This is a genomic window from Blastococcus tunisiensis, from assembly GCF_900112815.1.
GTDB lineage: Bacteria > Actinomycetota > Actinomycetes > Mycobacteriales > Geodermatophilaceae > Blastococcus_B > Blastococcus_B tunisiensis.
Genome location: NZ_FOND01000019.1, coordinates 47978 through 68242 on the forward strand (window position 1 = coordinate 47978; position 20265 = coordinate 68242).

General features: G+C 70.7%; 16 protein-coding genes and 1 pseudogene. 5 read left to right on the forward strand and 12 right to left on the reverse strand.

What is annotated here, in order from left to right:
• Positions 1–89: 89 nt before the first annotated feature.
• The 3 genes from BM142_RS19780 to BM142_RS19790 are packed head-to-tail and all read right to left on the reverse strand — an operon-like array spanning position 90 to position 3840.
• Positions 90–1478 (reverse strand): O-antigen polymerase, encoded by a 1389-nt coding sequence (locus tag BM142_RS19780; protein ID WP_092202468.1) that lies wholly within the window; start codon positions 1476–1478, stop codon positions 90–92.
• Positions 1479–2600: a glycosyltransferase gene (locus BM142_RS19785; protein ID WP_092202470.1), complete on the reverse strand. Its 1122-nt coding sequence runs from the start codon at positions 2598–2600 to the stop codon at positions 1479–1481.
• On the reverse strand, positions 2593–3840 hold the full coding sequence (locus BM142_RS19790; RefSeq protein WP_139228955.1) for a lipopolysaccharide biosynthesis protein: 1248 nt from the start codon (positions 3838–3840) through the stop codon (positions 2593–2595). The genes BM142_RS19785 and BM142_RS19790 overlap by 8 nt, the downstream gene beginning before the upstream one ends.
• Before the next feature lie 269 nt (positions 3841–4109).
• Here BM142_RS19790 and BM142_RS24275 point away from each other — a divergent pair, with 269 nt between their 5' ends.
• On the forward strand, positions 4110–5210 hold the full coding sequence (locus BM142_RS24275; RefSeq protein WP_254791093.1) for a glycosyltransferase: 1101 nt from the start codon (positions 4110–4112) through the stop codon (positions 5208–5210).
• Between the two features lie 61 nt (positions 5211–5271).
• Here the strand turns inward: BM142_RS24275 and BM142_RS19800 are convergent, their stop codons facing one another.
• The 3 genes from BM142_RS19800 to BM142_RS19810 are packed head-to-tail and all read right to left on the reverse strand — an operon-like array spanning position 5272 to position 9744.
• Entirely contained in the window at positions 5272–6330 is a 1059-nt protein-coding gene (locus BM142_RS19800; protein WP_092202474.1) for an MraY family glycosyltransferase, read from the reverse strand.
• Positions 6327–8156, reverse strand: coding sequence for a nucleoside-diphosphate sugar epimerase/dehydratase (locus BM142_RS19805; RefSeq protein WP_217640810.1), 1830 nt, complete (start codon positions 8154–8156; stop codon positions 6327–6329). Before BM142_RS19805 ends, BM142_RS19800 begins: the two co-directional genes overlap by 4 nt.
• Positions 8157–8193: 37 nt before the next feature.
• Positions 8194–9744: a tyrosine-protein kinase domain-containing protein gene (locus BM142_RS19810; RefSeq protein WP_175527375.1), complete on the reverse strand. Its 1551-nt coding sequence runs from the start codon at positions 9742–9744 to the stop codon at positions 8194–8196.
• A 231-nt stretch (positions 9745–9975) separates the two neighbouring features.
• Here BM142_RS19810 and BM142_RS19815 point away from each other — a divergent pair, with 231 nt between their 5' ends.
• A complete protein-coding gene (locus tag BM142_RS19815) occupies positions 9976–10599 on the forward strand; it encodes an arsenate reductase/protein-tyrosine-phosphatase family protein (RefSeq protein WP_256381319.1) in 624 nt (207 codons plus the stop codon).
• A 65-nt stretch (positions 10600–10664) separates the two neighbouring features.
• Here the strand turns inward: BM142_RS19815 and BM142_RS19820 are convergent, their stop codons facing one another.
• The 4 genes from BM142_RS19820 to BM142_RS19840 all read right to left on the reverse strand — a co-directional run bounded on the left by BM142_RS19820 (position 10665) and on the right by BM142_RS19840 (position 14630).
• Positions 10665–11456 carry an SGNH/GDSL hydrolase family protein gene (locus BM142_RS19820; protein ID WP_175527376.1) on the reverse strand — a complete coding sequence of 264 codons (792 nt, stop codon included), beginning with the start codon at positions 11454–11456 and terminating at the stop codon, positions 10665–10667.
• Positions 11457–12523: 1067 nt separating this feature from the next.
• The gene (locus BM142_RS19830; RefSeq protein ID WP_092202482.1) at positions 12524–13090 is read right to left on the reverse strand and encodes a hypothetical protein; all 567 of its coding nucleotides are present in this window, start codon (positions 13088–13090) and stop codon (positions 12524–12526) included.
• Positions 13087–13599, reverse strand: a complete 513-nt coding sequence (locus BM142_RS19835; RefSeq protein WP_217640812.1) for a hypothetical protein — start codon at positions 13597–13599, stop codon at positions 13087–13089. Before BM142_RS19835 ends, BM142_RS19830 begins: the two co-directional genes overlap by 4 nt.
• On the reverse strand, positions 13596–14630 hold the full coding sequence (locus BM142_RS19840; RefSeq protein WP_092202484.1) for a nucleotidyltransferase family protein: 1035 nt from the start codon (positions 14628–14630) through the stop codon (positions 13596–13598). Before BM142_RS19840 ends, BM142_RS19835 begins: the two co-directional genes overlap by 4 nt.
• Before the next feature lie 320 nt (positions 14631–14950).
• On the opposite strand from BM142_RS19840, the gene BM142_RS19845 reads away from it, so the two are divergent.
• The 3 genes from BM142_RS19845 (at position 14951) to BM142_RS19855 (ending at position 17338) form a co-directional block, all read left to right on the forward strand.
• Positions 14951–15619, forward strand: coding sequence for a hypothetical protein (locus tag BM142_RS19845; RefSeq protein WP_217640813.1), 669 nt, complete (start codon positions 14951–14953; stop codon positions 15617–15619).
• Positions 15620–15971: 352 nt separating this feature from the next.
• The gene (locus BM142_RS19850; protein WP_092202486.1) at positions 15972–16283 is read left to right on the forward strand and encodes a hypothetical protein; all 312 of its coding nucleotides are present in this window, start codon (positions 15972–15974) and stop codon (positions 16281–16283) included.
• Positions 16280–17338: a response regulator transcription factor gene (locus BM142_RS19855; RefSeq protein WP_092202488.1), complete on the forward strand. Its 1059-nt coding sequence runs from the start codon at positions 16280–16282 to the stop codon at positions 17336–17338. The genes BM142_RS19850 and BM142_RS19855 overlap by 4 nt, the downstream gene beginning before the upstream one ends.
• A gap of 1040 nt (positions 17339–18378) precedes the next feature.
• Here the strand turns inward: BM142_RS19855 and BM142_RS19860 are convergent.
• Complete coding sequence (locus tag BM142_RS19860) at positions 18379–19611, reverse strand: IS256 family transposase (RefSeq protein WP_092202490.1); 1233 nt, start codon at positions 19609–19611, stop codon at positions 18379–18381.
• Between the two features lie 408 nt (positions 19612–20019).
• Positions 20020–20260 (reverse strand): annotated as a pseudogene (locus BM142_RS25285) (DDE-type integrase/transposase/recombinase); the annotation flags it as partial.
• Positions 20261–20265: the final 5 nt, after the last annotated feature.

Consider the following 20265-nt stretch of genomic DNA (forward strand, 5'->3'; position numbering starts at 1 on the left):
CACAGGACTGTTGGACGCGCCGGCCGTGCGGTCCCTGTAACCGACCACCTCGCCCGCAGCAGACCACGGTCAGGCCCTCTGGCACGTGCTCATGCTGCACGCCTGGGTGAGCCGCTGGCGTTGACGCGGCGCGCTCCGGCGACCGACCGGCCCCCGGCGCGCCGACGGGCGAGCAGGTGCAGGATTCCCAGCGCGAGCAGCAGGACGAGCGTCATGGTGGACGTCATCCGGTTGGCGAAGACGGCCAGACCGGTGCCACCGATGATGAGCCCCCCCGTCAGCAGCCCTGCTGGGGACGGGACGGCCCGGCGTGTGAAGAAGCCGCAGAGACAGCCGGCCACCAAGGAGCCGGCCACTGCGCCGGGGGCCCGGAAGTCGCGGTACCAGGGCTCGAGCCACGTGTAGACGTTTGTGGGCGCCGGCACCCGGATGTGTGCCGCGATTTCGTCCCACTTCGGCGCTCCGGGTACGACGTCGAACACAGCGCTGAGCGTGGCCGCACCCCACAACTGCGGGTTGTAGTCACCGTAGTACGTGGGACCGCGCGCCTCAGGAGGCCAGGCGTCGTTCCGTGACTCGACCAGCATCCCGAACGCCGGTATCCCGCCGCCCGCATAGTGGAGGACACCGGTGAAGCTGCTGTCCCGCATTTCTGGGCTGACCGCGTAACGAACGGCCGGATTGGTCGTCCCCGTCTTCCCCAGCATCAACGCAATCCCCTGGAAGACGACGAGACCGACCAGCAGGGCCCCCACGGCGTGTCTCACGCGAAAGCGGACACCCAGATCCAGCGAACCGGCGGCTCGGGTGAGCAGATAGACACCGGCTGCCCAGACAAGTGTCGAAAAGATGTTGGTCCGCTGCAGCGTCGCGGCTTGGGCCACGATCAACCAGGTCATCAGCCCGTAGCGGATGAGTACCGGCACGTCCCGCAAACCGCGGACGAAGCCGGGGAAAAGGGTCAGCACGAAACACAGCGGCGCGAGATAGAACAGCGCCTTACCATATACGGGAAAGGCCTCCATGTATGGGGTCTGACTGTTGCCACGGATGGAGACCGGGTCGTAGATCAGCGTGGACAGTCCGAACAACTGAGCGATCGTCCACAGATACAGGGCGAAGCCGATGTTGAACAGGACGAAGATCGACCAGTAGGCGGGCAGGCCCATGAAGGCGATGGACGCTCCGGACTCCGCCCCCTCCCCGGCAGAGACGGCGCCGGGTTCGTGCGTCCCTCGCCGGGCCACCAGGACCCACGCGCCGAAGTTGAAGGCGACGATGGAACCGGTGATCACCAGCCAGGCGGTCACCGAGAGGGCGACGTAGTTCATGAGGCCGCTGCCCACGATCAGGAGCCCACAGGCCCACGCGCCGTTATGCAGCGCTACGGCCATCGCCAGTCGCTGATGGGCCAGCCAGGTCAGCGCGGTCGCCGCGGCGAGGACGATGCCCAGGATCAGGGCGTACAGGTCGGACATCTATCGCTCGTCCCCGGGGAGTGCACGGTGTGGTGGCGCCTCGGCCACGTCGGGGGGGCTCCACGGCAGATCCGGGAAGAGGATCCGCCAGAAGACCGGCGCCCACGCGCCGTAGCTGTACTTGCCGGCGACCGCAACACGGGCCTGGGCCCCGATGCGCGCGCGCTCGCTCGCGGGCATGGTCAGCATCTCGACGAGGCGCTCGTGCCACTCGCCCCCGTGCGCCGGGGCGAGGCCGCCGATGTCACGGAGCACCGTGTGGTTGACGCCCACGGGAGAGCCGACGGTGGGCACGCCCGCGGCGCCGTACTGCAGCAGCTTGTAGGCGCACTTGCCGCGGGCGAACTCGTCGTCGGGCAGCGGTGCGACAGCGACGTCCGCCCGCACCAGCTCCTCTCTCACCGTGGCCGGCGACCAGGCGACCCGGCGGACGGCGTGCTCGATGCCCGGAAGCGGTCCGTTCCCCCGGCTCACCACCGTCACCAGCGCGCCGTGCGTCTGGTGGAGCCGGGCCAGCGCCGGTGCGATGTGGGCGAGGTACTGCTCGGTTCCCGGTGACCCCACCCAGATGACGTTGGGCCGGTCACCCACCTCGTGCTCGGCCTTGGCGTCGTAGTCGTCGACCTCGACGCAACTGGGCACGACGACGACCTCGTCGTTGTGGTGCCGTGCGGCCTCGGCCAATGTCGCGTTCCCCGCGACGACGACGTCCGCGGCGGCGACCGCGCGCGTCCAGGCGCGGGGTTTGCTGAAGATCCGGTGCACACCGCGCCGGTGATCGGCGTAGAGCGCGTCGTCGAAGTCGTAGACCCCCCGCCGGGCGCGGGTCAGCAGACCCGCCTCCACCCGGCCCGTCGTCAGCGGTGTCGCGGTGCGGGAGAGCAGCAGCGTCGCATCGCCCAGCCGGTCGCGGAGCCGGCGCAGCTCCACCTCCGCGCGGAGAGCCGCACGCGGCCGCGACGCGATCCGCGCGAAGGATGCGTCGGCGGCACCGAGATAGTCGTAGTTGGTCGCGACCACGCCGAGGTGACCCAGCCAGTCGTAGACGCGGACGCGGCTGCTGGGCCCCGCCTGCCCGTATGCCGACACGGTGACGAGGCCGGGCGTCGTCGCATCAACCATGGGCCGGTACCACCTCGCATCGGTCGCTCGCCCGACGTCTCCGCAGCTTGCGGAGCCGCCGTCTGACGACCACGGCCATCGTGGTGTACACGGCGATCATCCCGACGGCCGCGCCGTGCGTACCGAGTATGACGATGACCGGGACCACGACCGCCACCACCATGACCGAACCCACGACCGCGCCGACCGATCCCGCCTTCAGGTCGCGCAGACCCTGGCAGGCAGCCGAGTCGTACTGGTACATGGCGTACGGGATGGCCGCGACGGAGAGCACGGCCACCAGTGGCGCTCCGTCCCGGTACTCCGGCCCGAGCAGGAACGGGAAGACCACCGTGCCCACCGAGGCGGTCACCAGCGCGACGGCCGCGGAGAAGGCCAGGAACGGCTTCCAGGTCCGCTCCCACGCCATCAGGGAGCCAGAGGCCGCCACCCGCCGGGTGAGCACACCGGTGAAGGCGATCGGGATGAACCAGGAGAGGGCGGCGAGGGACGAGGCGGCGCTGTAGACGCCGACCTCGGCGCTCGACCGCACCGCGCCGAGCGCGAGGCGGTCACCGTGGATGACGAAGGACTGGCCCACCGAGGTGAGCACGGCGGGCACGCTGAAGCAGATCAGCGCCCGCCCCTGGACGAGCAGGACCCGCCAGGAGCAATGGGTGCGCAACCGCGGCTCACCGGAGCGCTGCCCCGCCGCGACCTGGCCCAGGATGGTCAGGGCCAGGCAGGAGCTCGCGACGGCGAGCGCGGTGGCCACCGTCAGCCGTCCCGCGAAGTAGACGGCCGCGGTGAGAGCCAGCTGGAGCCCGGCGGCCAGCACGTCCAGGCCGATCGCCTGTCGGTGCCGTCCCCGCCCGTGCAGGCCCTCGCGGAGCAGCGAGGCGCACAACGCGAGGGCGGAGTAGAGGACGAACGCGGCCTGGGCGGCGAAGCCCGGGTCGGTGAACGCACCAAGGAGGGGAAGCCCCACGAAGACGGCGACGGCCCCGTGCGGCACGGCCATGGCGCCGGCGAGGACGGCGTAGCGCGGCCAGGTCCACCACGTGGAGGGCTCGGCCAGCACCACCCTCGCCCCCGCGCCGAGCCCCAGGCCGCTGACGAGCAGCAGCAGCGTCGCCAGCGTCGTGGCGAGGACGAGGGAGCCCCGGTCGGCGGGCCCGAGCCAACGGGCGCTCGCCACCGCGACCATCATCTGCACTCCGGCCTGCGCCGCCGACCACAGGGGGAGCTGGAAGCGCCGCACGGCGCGAGCTAGCACGGGGCCGGCGCTCACTCCGCTGCCCGCGCGGCCGCAGCTACGGCGTGATGCGACCGGAAGGTACGCTCGCCACCATTCTGGTGGACGGCCGGCTGCGTTTCCTGCGGCGCACGGTGCGTGTGATTCCCGGGTGACGGTTGTGCCCGCCGGGAATTGACGGGAGAACCGCCGGATGCGCATACAGGCAATTGGCCCAACGGTGCTCCATAGCGAGGGGAAGTCGTGTGAAGCAGCGTACCGGACGAATTCTGCATGTGGCGGCGGTCGACTTCACCGCCGCGAAACTCCTGGCTCCGCAGCTGGATCAGCTGGCGGCGCGGGGGTACGACGTCCATGTCGCCTGCGGACGCACGTCGGAGACGCACTGGGCCCGGCTGTCCCCCTTCGCGACGCACGACGTCCGCTTCCCACGGTCGGCCTCGCCGAGCAAGATGCTGATGGCCGCCGGGGGCCTGGTACGGCTCGTGCGCCGCATTCGCCCCGCCCTGCTCCACCTGCACACACCAGCGGCCGCCCTGCCCGTGCGGCTGCTGCCGAGACCGGCGTGGGCGGGCGACATGAAAATCGCTTACACCGTGCACGGATTCTCGCACCAGTGGCCTCCCCGGGGGGCGGCGGAGACGGTGGTGCAGCGCCTGGAGAAGCGCCTCGCACGGCGTACCGACCTGATGCTCTTCCAGAGCGAGGAGGACCTCGTGGAGGCATCGGTCCGCCGCTACCACGGACCGTTGGTCCTCCTGGGCAACGGGGTGCAGGACGAATGGTTCGATATCCCCTTTCCCGAGAAAAACGGAAATGGGACGTTCCGGCTGGTCTTCGTCGGCCGACTGGTGCGCGAGAAAGGAATTCTCGACCTGCTGCAGGCGATTCGGGGCGTGGCCGGTCTTCATCTCGACGTCGTCGGGGACGCGTTGCCCTCCGACCGGGACGGGGTCGCCGGAGAGGTGCGCCGGTTGGCCGCGGCGTGCGGAACCGGGGCGGTCACCCTGCACGGCATGGCGGAGCCGGCGACGGTGCGCGCGCTCCTCGGGAGCGCACATGCCCTGTCCCTGCCGAGCTACCGCGAGGGCGTGCCGCGCAGCGTCATCGAGGCCCTCGCCGCCGGTCGTCCGGTCATCGCCTCGGAGATCCGCGGAAACCGGGAACTGGTCCGGCACGGGGACAACGGCCTGCTGCACCGGCCGGGGGACGTGGCAGGGCTGAGGCAGGCAGTGGTGACGCTGCGCGACCTGGACCCCGTGGAGTACGAACGGATGGCGACGGCAGCCCGACGGAGTGCAGACCCGGAGCGCAGGGAGACCGCGGTGTACGAGCGCCTCGTTCGGGCGTACGAGGCACTCGGGGTCGTGCCGTGACGATGGTGCGCTGATCGCCGGCGCGTCCGCGCCCGGCGGGTCCGGGCGCACGCCGTTCCCCTCAGCCGACCGGAGCAGGCGCACCCGCGAGGGCGGAGGCGGCCACGGGACCGGCGCCGGCAGGCCGGAGACGGTCGAGCGCGCGCGGTAGCGCGGCATAGCCGGCCAGCACGGCGGCCTGCACACCCACGCAGAGCAGCGCGATCCCGAGGTGCCCAGCGGTGGCCCCGGCCAGGCCGGCCAGCGCGACCACCAGCGTGCAGCCGCTGACGAGGACACTGGCCGGCACGTGACCGAGGCCGCTGAGGGTCAGCCGCTGGTACACATGCTCGCGGTGCGGACGGGTGACATCCTTTCCCGCGCACAGACGCCGCACGAGGGTCAGCCCGACGTCGAGGACGTAGACGGACAGGACGGACAGCGCCGGCCAGGGATGCACGCCGACCATCACCGCGCCGGCCACGCACATGGCCAGGAACGCCCCGAGGGCGTAGCTGCCGGCGTCGCCCAGGAAGAACGTGACGCGAGCCGGCCCGTTCCACGGCAGGAACGCGGCGAACGCACCGGCCCCCGCCAGTCCGGCAGCGGTCAGCCATGCCTGGTGCTCGAGGAGACCGAGCACGGCCAGACTGGCGCCGCCCACCGCACCGTGCAGGCCCGAGATGCTGTTGATCCCGTCCATGAAGTTGGCGACGTTCACGTACGCCGCCACGAGCAGGGCGGCCGGCAGCCACAGCCACCAGGAGGACGTCACAGCCGACAGCGCCGCACCGGCCAGTGCGGCCAGGCCCCCCTGCCAGCGCAGCCGCGCTCCGATGCTGAGGCCACGTTTGTCCTCGACGAAGCCGAGCACGGCGAAGAGCGCCACAGCGCCCGCCACCGCCCGCAGCGCCGCGGCGTCCCTCGCGGCGACGCCGGCGCTCACGGCGAGCAGGACGGCGGCGATCGCCACCGCCACCGCGATCCCGGCACCGCGGAGCACCGGCCGGTCGTGCGACGACCGCTCCGTCGGGACGTCGTAGAGGGCGAGCCTGAGGAGCAGACGCGGGGTGCACGCCAGGAGCGACGTCGCGAGCACCGCACTCGACAGCAGCGTGCCGACGACCAGCACGGCGGTCACCTGTTCGCGGCGCGGTACAGGCCCGGAGCGGGCTCGTGGACGGGCTCGACCGACTCGACCGGGACCCCGGCACCGTCGTCGGCGCGGCGGCCGAGCCGGTTCAGCGTCCGGTCGTCCAGCGGCGGGACCGGGACGTGGCTGATGAGAGGGTGGACTGCTCGGCGGCTGCTCTCCTGCTGCCCGGTGAGGTTCTCGTGCAGCTTCTCCCCCGGACGCAGGCCGGTGTAGACGATGTCCACGGGCCGGTCACAGAGTGCGACGAGGTGTCGGGCGACGTCGGCGATGCGGACCGGTTCGCCCATGTCGAGGACAAGTGCCTCGCCGCCGGAACCGATGGCGCCGGCCTGGATGACCAGCTGGACGGCCTCGGGAATGGTCATGAAGTAGCGGGTGACGTCGGGGTGGGTCACGGTGACCGGACCGCCGCGCGCGATCTGGGCGGCGAAGGTCGTCAGGACCGATCCCCGGCTGGCCAGCACGTTGCCGAACCGCACGGACAGGAAGGACCCGCTGTTCATCCCGGCGTAGGCGGCGGTCAGCTGCTCGGCCGTGCGCTTGGTGCGGCCCAGGACGTTGACCGGATCGGCGGCCTTGTCGGTGGAGACGTTGATGAAGTGCCGGACGCGCACGGAGGTAGCGGCGGCCAGCACGTTGCGGGTGCCGAGGACGTTGGTCTTCCATGCCTCGTCGGGGTACTGCTCCAGCATCGTCAGGTGCTTGAGCGCCGCCGCGTGGAAGACGACGTCCGGCCGGCGCTGGCCGAAGATGCGCATCAGCGTCTCCACGTCACGGATGTCGGCCAGGACGACCTCCGGCGAGTCGAGCCTGGCCTCGCCGTGCATGCTGAGCTGCACCGCATGCAGGGCCGACTCGTCGCGGTCCAGCATGATCAGTTCAGCGGGCGCGTAGCGGGCGACCTGCCGGCACAGTTCGGAGCCGATGGAACCGCCCGCCCCGGTGACCAGGACACGCTTCCCGGCCAGATATCCGGCGATGGCGTCGACGTTGGTGTCGATCTGGCGGCGGCCCAACAGGTCGCTGATGTCGATGTCCCGGACGTCGCGGATGCCGACGTCGCACCCGAGCAGCTCACCGAGCCGCGGCAGGATCTTGACCACGAGCCCGGCCTCGCCCGCCCGTCGGGAGAGTTCGCGGACCAGTGCGGCGTCGGCGAGCGGGAGTGCGATGACCAGCACCTCTGCCCCGGAGTCGCGAGCCGCCGCGGCGATGTCGTCGCGGCCCCCCAAGAGGCGGACCCCGTCGATGCGCACGTGCCGTTTCGTGGGGTCGTCGTCCAACACGCCGACGGGCAGGTAGGCGCTCGACGGGTCACCGAGCATCGAGCGGACCATCTGGTGCCCGGCGCTCCCGGCGCCGAAGACCAGCGTCCGTCGGCCGCTGTGGGGCCGGGCCGACCGCTCGCGCAGCCTACGGACGATCAGGCGCACGGCGAGCATGCCGACCAGACCGACCGAGAGCCCCGTGACCGGGACGGAGAGCGGCAGCAGGCGCCGCAGCTCTCCGACCGTGTTGGCGACCAGCAGTGCCGCCGAGGACGCGGCGACCGCGGTCGCCATCGCCGTCAGCTCCCCGACGCTGCCTACCGGGTGCCGCCCCTGATGCACGCGCAGCGCCGTGGAGGAGAGGAGGTACGTGGTGACGGCGATCAGGACGGCGATCGCCAGCCCGCGCCGGTCGATCTGGTCGACGGCGCCCTCGTACCGGGCGACGGTGAGCGCCGACAGGGCGACGGCGAGCAGGCTCGCGTCGATGATCGGCAGTCCCCACCGGCGCATCCGCCAGCGCCACGTCGTGCGCCGATCCATCGCGTCTCCTCGTCCTCGCACGACGGCGATCACGCCCTCAGCGCCGTCCGGGCACCGGCGGCAGCGGTGCCGCCGCCGCGCGACCGCGTGCGGCCAAGTCGCCGTTCGCGGCCGGGCGCCGCTCGCCGCCGGATGCCGGCCGCGCCACGGTTCCGACATCGCGCGACCCCGGCGCGGGCGTGCCGGGCCTAAGCCGGCTCGACGAGGCACCGGCGGTGGTCGCCCGTCCCGCGTCGGCCTCGTAGCCGTAGGAGTAGCCGTAACCCCGCGTTGCCGCGGCGGCCTGCGGCACCCGGTTGAGGACGACGCCGAGGAGCTTTCCGTCGATGCGCCCCAGGGTGGCGGCGGCCTCGGCGAGCTCCTCGCGACGGGTCTTGCCGTAGCGGACCGAGAGCAGGCAGCCGTCGGCCTGGGCCGTCAGCACGGCGGCGTCAGTCACCGGGAGCAACGGGGGGGCGTCGATGAGCACGAAGTCGTTGGTCTGCCGGAGGTGCTCGAGCAGGCTGCGCATGTTCGCCGAGCCCAGCATCTCGCTCGGGTTGGGCGGCATGGGTCCGGCACCGAGGACGGAGAGCCGCCCGTCCCCCCAGGGCTGGGTGACCTCGTATAGGGCGGCGGTGCCACCGAGGACGTTGCTCAGCCCTGCGCCGCTGATTAGGCCCATGTACTTGGTCACCCGGGGGCGGCGGAGGTCCGCCTCGATCAAGGTCACCCGGCTGCCCGACTGCGCCAGCACCGTGGCCAGGTTGACGGCGAGGGTGGACTTGCCCTCGCCGGGGATCGAGCTGGAGACGACGATGACCCGCGGCGGGTTGTCGACGTCGAGGAACTGGAGGTTGGTGCGGATGGCGCGGTATGCCTCGGCGACCCGCGAGTGCTGGTCCAGCTCGGTCACCATGTGCTCGTCGGCGAGCCGGGCGTCCTCGAGCACCGTGCCGATGACGCCGACGCCGGTCAGTTCGATGACGTCCGTCGGCAGCTTCACCGTGTTATCCAGGCGGCTGCGGACCAGAGCGAGGCCGATGCCCATGAGGAGCCCGAGGACGATGCCCAGGCCGAGGTTGCGTGCCAGGTCGGGGCTGACGGGGGCCTCCCGGTAGTCCGCTGGCTGCACGGTTGTGACCTTGATCGTCGACTTCTCTGCCCCCGCGGGCGTCTCCAACTGCGTCACCTGCTCGGCGAACTGCCGGCCCAGGGATGCAGCGATGTCCTGCGCCCGGGGCGCAGAGCTGTCGGTGACGGTCACGGTGAGGATGACGGTGTCCGGCACCGGGGATGCGGTCACCTTCTCCGCCACCTCCTCCGGCGTCAGCGGGAGGTCCAGCTCCTCGACCACCGCTGCGGCCAGCTGCACACCGGAGAGCAACTCGGCGTAGGAGGTCACCCGCTGCTGGGAGAAGAGGTTTCCGGTGTAGGCAGCGGAGGAGTCCGGGGTGGAGGAGGTCGACACGAACAGCTTCGTCGTCGAGGAGTAGAGCGGCGTGGCCGTCAAGGTCAGCGCACCGGCGGTTGCCGTTCCGACGAGCACGACCGCGAAGACCAGCCACCACCCCGAGCGCAGCGCCTGCAGCACGTCCTTGAGGTTCATGCATTCCCCCGTCGCCTCGGCCGGACGGTTGCCGTCTCGAGAGCGGTCGGCGACAAGCCGATCCGACGTAGGCAATCTAAGCCACTTCTGAGCAGATCGTGAGGATGTCCGCGCAGTGAGTGACGGAATGACACGTGTGTGACTAGTGGGGCGGCGACGGAGGCGCGGAAGGCGCGCCCCCTTGTTCGCCCCCGCCGGCTCCGCTTCCATGGGCGGGTGCGGATCCTCTTTGTGTGCACCGGCAACATCTGCCGCTCTCCCATGGGCGAGCGCCTGACGCGAGCCCACCTGGACGACGCGCTCGGCGCATCGGCCGCAGGGATCAGCGTGACCAGCGCCGGGACCTCCGCCGTCGTCGGCCGGGAGATGGAACCCTCGTCGGCTGCCGTCCTGGCCGGCCTGGGCGGGAACCCCGACGGGTTCCATGCCCGGCAGCTCACCGCCGGGATGGCCGAGACGGCCGACCTGATCCTCACGATGACGCGCCGGCACCGTCGTTCGGTTCTCAAGCTGGCGCCGCGAACGATGTTTCGGACCTACACCTTGCGCGAGGCGGCCGATCTTCTGGACGGCGTTGACGTGTCCGGCCTGCCTGCCGGGATCGATTCACGGGGGACCGCACTGGTGAGCGCGCTGGGTGGACAGCGAGCGACTCGTCGTCGCGGCGACCGGGAGCAGGACGATGTCTTTGATCCGATCGGGCACCACGGCTCCGTCCACCAGGACGTCGGCGACATGATCGTCGAGGCACTGCATCCGCTGCTCGAGGCTCTCTGCGCGGACGGCGCGCAGTCGGACGTCCCGGGCGAGGGCGACACGCAGTGGATCGTGCCCCCGGCCTTCCGCGTCGCCTGATGGCGCGGCGCTCGACGGCTCAAAAGGTCGAGCCCTCATAGCCCCGGCGCCACGGAACTGCTTGCTCAGCCCTCCGGGCCGGTGGCAGGCGCCGCCTGTGACAAGGCTTCCCGCACGACCGGGACGAGCAGTTCGGCCAAGTAGGCATGCCCCTCGTCGGTCGGCGAGACCGCGTCGGCCGCGATCAGTTCGGGCCGGTCGGCGAACCAACCGTCGGCGAGCGGGTCCACGAAGGCGGCTCCCCCGGCCTCCGCGGCGCTGCGGACCGCGTCCCGGACCGCCAGCAGGGATGCCGGGAAGTCCGTGCCGCTCCACGCCGGCCCCACGACGACCAGCGCGGTATCGGGGGCATCCCGGCGGATCAGGGAGACGGCCTGCGTCGCGTTGCTCTGCACGAGCGCGAGGTCCTCGTCGGAGTCGTTGCGACTGCCGAAGAGCACGGTCACCGTGGCTTGGGTCGCCGGCCGCCGCTGCACGAGGTCGAGGTAGTTCTCGCCGGTAGTGCCGATGGACGCGTAGCCGGCCCGCGGCACCGCAGCCAGCTCGAGTTCGGCGCCGGTGCGCTCCGCGATCAACGCCGGCCAGCCGGTGGTTCCACGTCCGCCGAGCTCGTTGCCGGCCGCATAGCCGTCGCCATAGATGAGCAGCGACGGCAAGGCCGCCGGCTGCTCGATGGCGGCGGTCTCGGACATGGCGGCCTGGGACGCGGTGCCTTCTGATGCGGGCGTCGACAGCGCGGCCCGGGAGGTATAGGCGTCGTCGGGTGCGGTCCGGACGGCCATGGACGCGAAGATGGCCACGTTCCCCGCGACCAGCAGGAGGAGAGCCAGGATGCCCCACAAGGGTGGCCGATCCAATCGCACTCCTCGCATGACGTCAGGGTAACCGCTCGGGCCCACAGCGTGACCACACGCTCGTGACGACGCGCGGGGCGCGCGTGGCCGGCAGCGACCAGGGCGAACGTGTCGCCACATTGCGGGCGGGCAGCCAAGGCCAATCTTCGCGGATTCTTGTGGACTGAGTGTGGATTGGGCGGACTCCGCAGGCCGCTGACCTGCGGTTTCGTCCAGCTCTATACGTTGAAGCGAAACGTTCCCGACGTGATCGGCTGCTCGTTGCCGACGAACCAACGAGATGCGCCGCTCAGGCCGTGTGGCGAGCAGCGCATCTCGTCGGGAAGTCAGGGGCGACCGGGCTGCGCGGGGACGTGGTCGCTGGCCTGATCCGCTGGCGCGGGAGCGGGAGCGGGAGCGGGAGCGGGAGCAGGGACGGGTACGGAGTCCGGGCGCCCGGCCTCCGGCCGCTCCGGAGCCGCGGGGGCTGGGATGTCCGGGCGCACGGGCTGGTGGGTCGACCGGGCATCGCTGCTGACTACGCCTCCGTTGACACCGCCCTCCTGGGCGTCGCTGCTCACACCTTGCCCCAAATTAGCCTCGGTCGGGGTCACGGCTACGGTCCCGCCGTCCTGCGGCAACTGTCCGGGATCGTCGGCGACCTCGCCGTTGATCGCCTTCTCCTCCTTCGAAGTGCCCGTCTCCCCCGGTGCCGGGGTCGAGGGGGAGTCCGGCAGCTCGAACGGCGTGACAGCCTCCACGACACTGCTACATGGTCCTGAACCGCGTCGGGCAGCACTCCGGCCGCGCCGGCGCCGGTCACGCTGGCCAGGGCGATGCTGAGGCCGGTCGCCGCCCGGGCGACGGCTCCAGCGGAGGCGAACTTGGCCGCGCCTGCGGCTAGGAATCCGAACGGCGGCGAACTCGGCTCGCCGGCTGACCGCAGCGTCGGCCAGGGGCGTCCCGAGCCGGGAACGCTCGCCGTCGGCATGGGTGAACCGCTCTGGCGGGCGAACCAGGAGCTGGACGATGGGCACACGTCGGTCCTCGCTGTGCGGTGCAGCGGTGGTGTCGGAACACGACACCTGGCTCTAACAGTCGAGGTCGGCCTCCATCACGGTGAGCAGCTTGGCCCGGGCCGCGTCGGCTCCAGTCCGGGGCAGAGGGGACCCGATGGGGACGGCGCGGTCCTTCTTCGTCGGCCGGCTCCGCCACGCCGCGGTCATCTGCTGGCCGGCCTCGTACTGTGCGGCCCGAACGAACGCTTCGTAGGTCCCGGCGACGGCGTCGGTGCTGTGGATCGCCATCCACGCGGTGTAGAAGCTGATGCGCGACTTCACGTCGCTGACGTGCTGGGTGAGCTCACGCCGCGCCGCCGCCGACCCGTCACGGCGACGGATGCGGTACGGGGCCTCCAGGTAGTCCTCCACCGCCCGTACGGCCTCGGCGTAGAACGTCGCCCGCTGCTGGCGGCGGGTCTCCCTCTGCTGGGTCTTGTAGGCCTTCACCGCGACGATGGCGGCGACCGCCGCGGCCCCCATGACACCGAGCACGCTGATGAGGGCGGTGGCGAGGTCGCCGCCGTCGAGGTCGCCCAGCAGCCGCTCCCACGTCCCCTGTGCGGCCGCGCCGGCCGCCGCGGCCAGGAACGCTGTCACGCGGCCCGCCTGGGGAAGCCGTGTGGCTGCTCGTCGCCGAGCCACTCGCCGTCACGCCGGCCACCGGTGGCCCACCAGTGATCCTCGAAGAACAGGTGGACACAGGTCAGGTCGAGCAGCGCAAGCAGACCGTCCTGCGGCCGCCAGCGCTGCTCGGGTGGTGACCACGGGTAGTACAGGCAGAGCGCATCGTCGTCGGGCATGCGGTGCGGCGACGGCCTGCCTGGGTCGGCGAAGACGCGCGGGTACTCCTCGGGCGACAGCCCCCAGCAGGGGTAGGTCGGCTGCGCGAAAAAGTAGATGGTGACCGGCACGGGATTCCGGCGTCCACGCACCTCCAGCGGCACCCGGTAGCTGAGCAGGTCTCGTTCGACGGTTGCGCACAAGTCCCGGCCGTGCTCGCGACGTGCGACGCCCTCCACGGGGATCTGCCACCACGGCTGCATGCCGTACCAGGCGGTGTCCGGCCTTCCCGCCGCGGCTGCCGCGGCGGGAAGGCCGGTGCTCACGGCGCCCAGCTCTTCGCCGGGATCCGCGTGCGCTGTGCGCCGGCGCCCGTCCCGGTGGTGATGCCGCTGGTCCGGCCAGCGCGGAAGCGGCGGGCCTCTTCCAGGACAACCGCCGTCTGGTCCGGGCGGGGCAGCATCTCCTCGTCGTTGAACAGCTTGGCCAGCTCATCGTGGGCGAGCTGCGGGTAACCGTCCCGCTCGAGCCGGGCGGCCTCGTCGACCCGCTTGCCGGCCTTGCGCAAGGCGGTAACGACCTCCAGCCGGGGCTTGTTGAGCTTGATGGGCTTCTCGGCGACGCGGGCGGGATCGCGGGTCTCGCCCTTGTCCAGTTCGTCGGCGGCGTACTGGAACCAGGTGGCGATGCCGGAGAGCAGGGACGTCGGCTGCTGGATGCAGCCCAGCGCCAGAGCCTTGATGTTCCACGAGCACAGCGGCTTGCCGTTGCGACGGTTCCAGTGCTTGAGCAGCCGCACGATGCGGGCGAAGGCCACGGCGGTGTCCTCGATGGCCTGGAGAACCATCGCGGTGTGCGCCTCCGGGTGCGACCGGTCCCAGGTCGGCATCTTCGGAATGAACAGACCCGCCGCCCCGAGGTTGTCCAGCGCGCAGATGACGTCGGCGGTGAAGTCCTTCTCGCCGGCGTGCACGGGGTCACCGAACCGGACGAGCACCGCCCGCTTGCAGCCCTCGGTCTGGACGGTGAGCTTGGGGTAGGCGCCTTTGAGCTCCCGCCGGATGGCCGCCGCGGCGCGCTCCATCAGGTCCTTCGGGCCCCGCTTGTCCGGCCCGTGCGTTCGCAGGGCCTCGGCGATGACAATGCCGAGGTCGATGTCGGTCAGCGGGGTGAGCGCGTCGCCGTGCGCGACGCTGCCGTTGAAGTACACCCGAGAGCCGAGGAACTCGCGGACCAGCGCGTTGGCGATCGCCTCACGTCGTCGCCGGGCCTCGGCGAGCTCGTCGGCGGTCACCTCGATGCGGCGCCGGGCCTGCTCGAGGATGGTCTCCAGGGATGGGTGTGCAGCCTGTGGCATGGCGTCTCCTTCCTGCGGCGGAAGGGGCTCCCGCCGCCCGGAACGCCGGTGCTACCGTGCTGCCCTACACCCCATGTAGACGGCACCCCGGTACGCGACCTCCTCGGTCGGCGACCGGGGTGTGCTGCGTTCCAGGTCCAGCCTGCCGGACGGCAGCGACAGTTTCGGGGAGTTCGCCACACCCGCCCCACCCGCACCATCGCGTCCGTGCGGCTACGCGTCTCACAGCGGTCCCCGGGGGGGCGTCTGCGGCTGTCACTCACAAGGTGGGTCCAGGCGAGAAGTGTGGGGAGCCCCGGAGAAACGGGCAGACTCCGGGCATGAGGTTGCAGCGTGGGACGCCCGTCGCCGGGGTCGACCCCGAGACGGCACGAAACATCGCTCGCGCCTGCCACGACCACTGGAGCTCGACCCCCGCGATCGCCGACAAGGTGCACGTGCCGGCAGAAGAGCTCGCCGTCATGCTCGACCAGCTCGCCGACGCCGCCTACCTCCAGCGACGCGACGGCGGCGACGGCGGCCGCGTGGAGTGGAACACGACCATCACCGGCGGCGCGCTGACGATGGCGTCGTTCCTCAAGCCCATCTCCCGCACCCGAGCCGAGAAGCTGCTCGCCGGGGTCCTCGAGCGCGCGGCCGACTACAACGCCGACGACGGCAAGCTCTATGTCATCACAGAGATTGCAGTGTTCGGCTCCTACTTGCGCCCTGACGCCGTCGAACTCGGAGACCTGGACCTGGCGGTCAAGTTCACCGGACGGCGGCCCGACGCCAACGAACCCGACACGGTGTTCGCCTACGCCGACGCGTCCGGGCGCAACTTCCCGACCTTGTTCGCCACCATCGCCTGGCCACAAACGGAGATGCTCCAGCTGCTGCGCAACCGCAGCGGGTACATCAACGTGCACACCGAGGACATCACCCGTTTCACCGACGACTGGCGCGCCGTGTATCGCTATCCGGCGACGGAGTCCTCTCCGGCTCAGTGAGCCCGTTCGAGGGTCGTCGAACGACTGGACGGTCAGCGGATTTTGCCCCGGCTTCCGCGACTGACATCCCGTCGTCATGATCGCGACAGAAACGGAGCCCTCGTCGGCGCCTTCCAGGGACAACAAGGCCTGGTGCCGCGACTGACCTCGACCGAAGCTTCGGCACACAACACATCGAGCGCCCGCCGCATCCCGACTCTCGGCGGGGTGTCACCAAACGGCTCCGAAAAGCGCCTTCTCCCGGTGAGAGCAACTACTCACCAGCGGAGCAGGGATGTGCGGTCAGCCGGGACGACGGACAACGACAGCACTTGCGCCGGCAGCGTCCCACGTCTCCCCTGCTTGCTGCGGCGTGCTGCAGGACCTCGTCGACTGCTACGGCGGCGACACCCACCGGCTGCTCACCGACCTGGCCGACGTCATCGGCGCCAGCATCGCCTATGTCGACCGGCCCACCGTCGAGGCCCACCTCGAGCGGCCCCTGTCCGACCGGGAGTGGGTGGCCGCCGCCCAGCAGTTCACGGCCATGGCCTTCGACGACCACGTCGGAGACGCCGGCAGCCTGCGCACCGACTGGATCGAGGACGTCCTGGCCAGGGCCGGCGTACCCGGTCGTGGCCACACCGGTCAGCCGGTCGCCGGATCTGCATTGGGCGAGGCATGAGCGCCACCCGGACCTGCCCGGCCTGCGGCTACAGCGGCACGTACGCCAGTGACGCCCTCGCCGATGTCCACCACGCGCGTCACTCCTGTGCGAAGCACCGGGAGGCCATCGAGCGAGCACGTCGCCGTGTCCAGCGCGCTCAGGGTCGGGTGAGGCGGGACTGCACTCATCCGCGTGCGCGGCATGTGCACGGAACCCGTGTCGCCTATGTCAAGGACCGCTGCCGATGCGCCGACTGCACTGCCGCCAACACCGCGGCCGGCCGTGCCGTGCACCGCGCGCAGACCTTCGGCCGATGGCGGCCGTTCGTGGACGCGGCCCCGGTGCGCGAGCACCTCCGTGCGCTACGGGCCGCCGGCATCGGCGTCGAGCAGATCGCCATGCTCGCCGGGCTCTCCACCAGCCACGTCCGCGAGCTGGCCGACCCCGGGCGCGACGGCAACCCAGGCATCCGGCGGGTCCGGCCCGAGACCGCCCACCAGGTCTTGCGCGTTCGCGTCGACAAGGCCAATCGCGCACCGCGCAGTCACGTCGTCGCCACGGGCACTCGTCGCCGGCTGCGGGCGCTGATCGCCGTCGGATGGTCCCAGGACGAGCTGGCCGCCAGACTCGGCCGAAGCTCCGCCGGCCTCCGACGCACCATGCTCAGCGACGCCGTCACCGCGCAGACCGCGCAGGACGTCAGTGCCCTCTACGAACAGCTGTGGAACCTGCGCCCACCGCAGTCCACCGACGACCAGCGCGCCGCCGCCGACGCCGCGCGGGCCTTTGCCGCCGAACGCGGCTGGCTGCCACCTCTGGCCTGGGATGACATCGACACCGACCCCCAACACCACGCTGACCCTGTGGATACGGACGGGGACCTCGATGAGATCGCCATCGAGCGGGCCCTCGCCGGCGACGGCATCCGCCTCGAACACCTGACCCCCGCTGAGCAGGACGAAGTCGTCCGGCGCCTCACCGAGCGGGGGAAGTCCATCCGCGACATCGCCCAACAGCTCGCCACGACCAAACGCACGATCTCCCGGCGACGTGCGTCCATCAACGCCGCATGACCATGTGATCGTCGACTTCGTCGTCCTGCCACATGTTGGACCACCCGCTCACCCCCGGGCGCGCACGGCATCCGGATCCGCTTTGCCATGAGCAGCGGCCGCGAGTTCGGTGCTTCATCGTCGTGGCGGCCGAGCACGATTGCGCCGACCGCGCTGGAGGATCACGGAGGCAAGAGCAGTGCAGATCGGTGGCAGTGAACCTGTGAACGACGCGAAGCGGTTCGGGGATGAACGACTGCAGCGTTCCCAGCAGGGTCCGTGGTAAGACATCGACGACCTTGAGATCGCCGTCGCTGAATACATCGACTGATTCAGCCACCGAGACTGCACGGCGAGATCGGCATAATCCCAACAGCCAAGTACGAGGACGACCCTTTCCGTCACAACCCGGCCCCCCGACACCCGTCGGAGCGTCAGTTCAGAGCCTCCGCTGAACCCGGCCCGGGACACCTCCCGCGGCCGCGAGCGACGCCACCCGGCGGGACGTCACGTCGGAGCGTCCGGGGCGGCTTCACAGCGTCGTGGCACCACGGCCCGCGGCGTCCCGGTTTCGTTGCCCTTGCAGGGGCCGAAGGACCGTCAATTGTTGCTCGTCCAGCCAGCGATCGGACCTGTGCGCCAACTCGTCCAGGGTCATCCAACGCAGGCTGTATGGATGCGCCATGGCTGTGGCGAAGCCCGGCTCATAGGGGCGCAGTGGCGTCCGGAACGCCGGCCTGGGAAGCCCGGCTCGTCGGCATACCCATCCCACTTCACCTCGGCTGTAGGTGGCGACGACGAAGACCAAGTCCCGGTCGGTCCACGGGTCGAGTCCACACCAGGACCATGCGGTCAGGAAATCCTTGCCGGCTGTGCCGGCGTTCCCAGAGCGCCCTCGGGTCCGTGCGGCTCCGGACGCCGCTGCTTTGCTGCTGTATCTCGGGCTTGGCCCGCTCAGTCCTATTGCCGCGTTCATGGGGTGGTCATCGGCATGGCTTCGGGGTGACGTCCCGCTCGGTGGTGTAGCTCGGTCCGGTTTGCGAGGTCTTCTGCGGGTTGGACTATGACGCCATCAGGGCCGGCTGCGCCACCTCCTCGGTCGAGTCCTCGGGCCGGGTGAGCAGGGCCATGGAGCCCTCGGAGAGGTAGCGGCGGTCAGAGACCTGCCATTCGTCGTGCGTCTCGACCAGCACCGCGCCGGCCAGTCGCAGCAGGGCTTCGGGGTTGGGGAAGACGCCGACGACGTCGGTGCGGCGCTTGATCTCCTTGTTCAGCCGTTCCAGCGGGTTGGTCGACCAGATCTTCTTCCAGTGGCTGAGTGGGAAGCCGGTGAAGGCCAGCAAATCGTCTTCGGCGTCGCGGAGCATCGCCTCCACCTGCGGGAATTGGCGGCCGAGCATGCCGGCGATGACGTCGAGCTGGGAGTGCACGTGTTCGGCGTCGGGCTGGGCGAAGACGGTGCGGATCGCGGCGGCGACCATCTCGGCGTTGCCCTTGGGCACCCGGGCGAGCACGTTGCGCATGAAGTGCACCCGGCAGCGCTGCCAGGCCGCACCGATCAGCACCGCGCTGATGGCGGCCTTGAGCCCGGCGTGGGCGTCGGAGATGACCAGCTGGGTGCCGGCCAGCCCGCGGGCCTTCAGAGAGCGCAGGAACGCGGTCCAGAAGGCGCCGTCCTCGCTGTCGCCGACGGCGAAGCCGAGCACCTCGCGATGCCCGTCGGCGGCCACGCCGGTGGCGATCACCACCGCCTGGGAAACCACCCGCCGGTTCACCCGCGCCTTGCAGTAGGTCGCGTCCAGGAAGACGTAGGGGAACGCCTGCTCGGCTAGCGAGCGGTCGCGGAAGGCGGCCACCTCCTCATCGAGGTCGGCGCAGATGCGGGACACCTCGGACTTGGAGATGCCGGTGTCGGCACCGAGTGCCTTGACCAGGTCGTCGACCTTCCGCGTCGAGACCCCATGCAGATAGGCCTCCATCACCACCGCGAACAGCGCCTGGTCGATCCGTCGGCGGCGCTCCAGCAGCGAGGGGAAGAACGAGCCGACCCGCAGCTTCGGAATCCGCAGCTCCAGATCACCGGCCGTGGTGGTCAGCGTCCGCGACCGGTGACCGTTGCGCTGGGCGGTGCGGGCGTCAGTCCGCTCGTGCGGGCCGGCGCCGATCGTGGCGGTCAGCTCCGCCTCGATCAGCGCCTGATACAGCGTCTCGGTCGCCGCACGGATGCGGTCATCGACGTCGGCAAGCTTGAGCGCCTCGAGGAGTTCGAGCAGGGCAGACTGGTCCAGGGCCATCGCGTGGCCTTTCTCTTCGACGTGATCCTTGGCGGGTTCACGCAGAAGATCCACGCGGTGGCCCCTCACACGCCAGCACCACGCCGACGAGCTCAGAGCCTCCGACCAGCTACACCACTCCCTGGGACGTCACCTGGCTTCGGACCGGCACTAGCAGACTTGGCTGACAGATCATCAGTTCGGGGAGGGCATCCTCCAGTGGTCCGCCGCCGTGCGACGAGATCGGTGGCGACCGCCGGGCCACCGTCCGGAGCCCACCGGCTTCGGTCGACTCGTCGGGCGGTCAAGTTGGCTGGACGATGTGGATCCCAATCTTCTTTTCGATCGGGGTGAGTCGTCTGAGGCGGCGTTGCTGGCGGAAGCATCGACGGTCTTCTCGATCCCGCGATGGCCGTTGGGGCGACCCTGGCGGTCAAGCACGTTCTTCCGCAGCAGTGCGAAGAACGACTCCATCGCGACGTTCTCGCCGCACGCGGCGACCCGGCCCATCGAGCCGATCAGGCCGTTGTTCTTAATTGTGCGGACGATGGCGTTCGACCGAAACTGCTTGGCCGCGGTCGGAGTGCACCGTCGTGCACACCGGGCTGCGCCGGGCGATGGCGTTGCGCAACGCCGCCACTGCCAACCAAGCCTTCATCCTCGAGTCTAGGCCGG

Bases quoted from the DNA above. Each gene is read 5' to 3' on its own strand.
- BM142_RS19780 (WP_092202468.1), bottom strand. From the start codon at position 1,478: ATGTCCGACCTGTACGCCCTGATCCTGGGCATCGTCCTCGCCGCGGCG.
- BM142_RS19785 (WP_092202470.1), bottom strand. From the start codon at position 2,600: ATGGTTGATGCGACGACGCCCGGCCTCGTCACCGTGTCGGCATACGGG.
- BM142_RS19805 (WP_217640810.1), bottom strand. From the start codon at position 8,156: ATGGATCGGCGCACGACGTGGCGCTGGCGGATGCGCCGGTGGGGACTG.
- BM142_RS19810 (WP_175527375.1), bottom strand. From the start codon at position 9,744: ATGAACCTCAAGGACGTGCTGCAGGCGCTGCGCTCGGGGTGGTGGCTG.
- BM142_RS19840 (WP_092202484.1), bottom strand. From the start codon at position 14,630: ATGCCACAGGCTGCACACCCATCCCTGGAGACCATCCTCGAGCAGGCC.
- BM142_RS19845 (WP_217640813.1), top strand. From the start codon at position 14,951: ATGAGGTTGCAGCGTGGGACGCCCGTCGCCGGGGTCGACCCCGAGACG.
- BM142_RS19855 (WP_092202488.1), top strand. From the start codon at position 16,280: ATGAGCGCCACCCGGACCTGCCCGGCCTGCGGCTACAGCGGCACGTAC.
- BM142_RS19860 (WP_092202490.1), bottom strand. From the start codon at position 19,611: ATGGCCCTGGACCAGTCTGCCCTGCTCGAACTCCTCGAGGCGCTCAAG.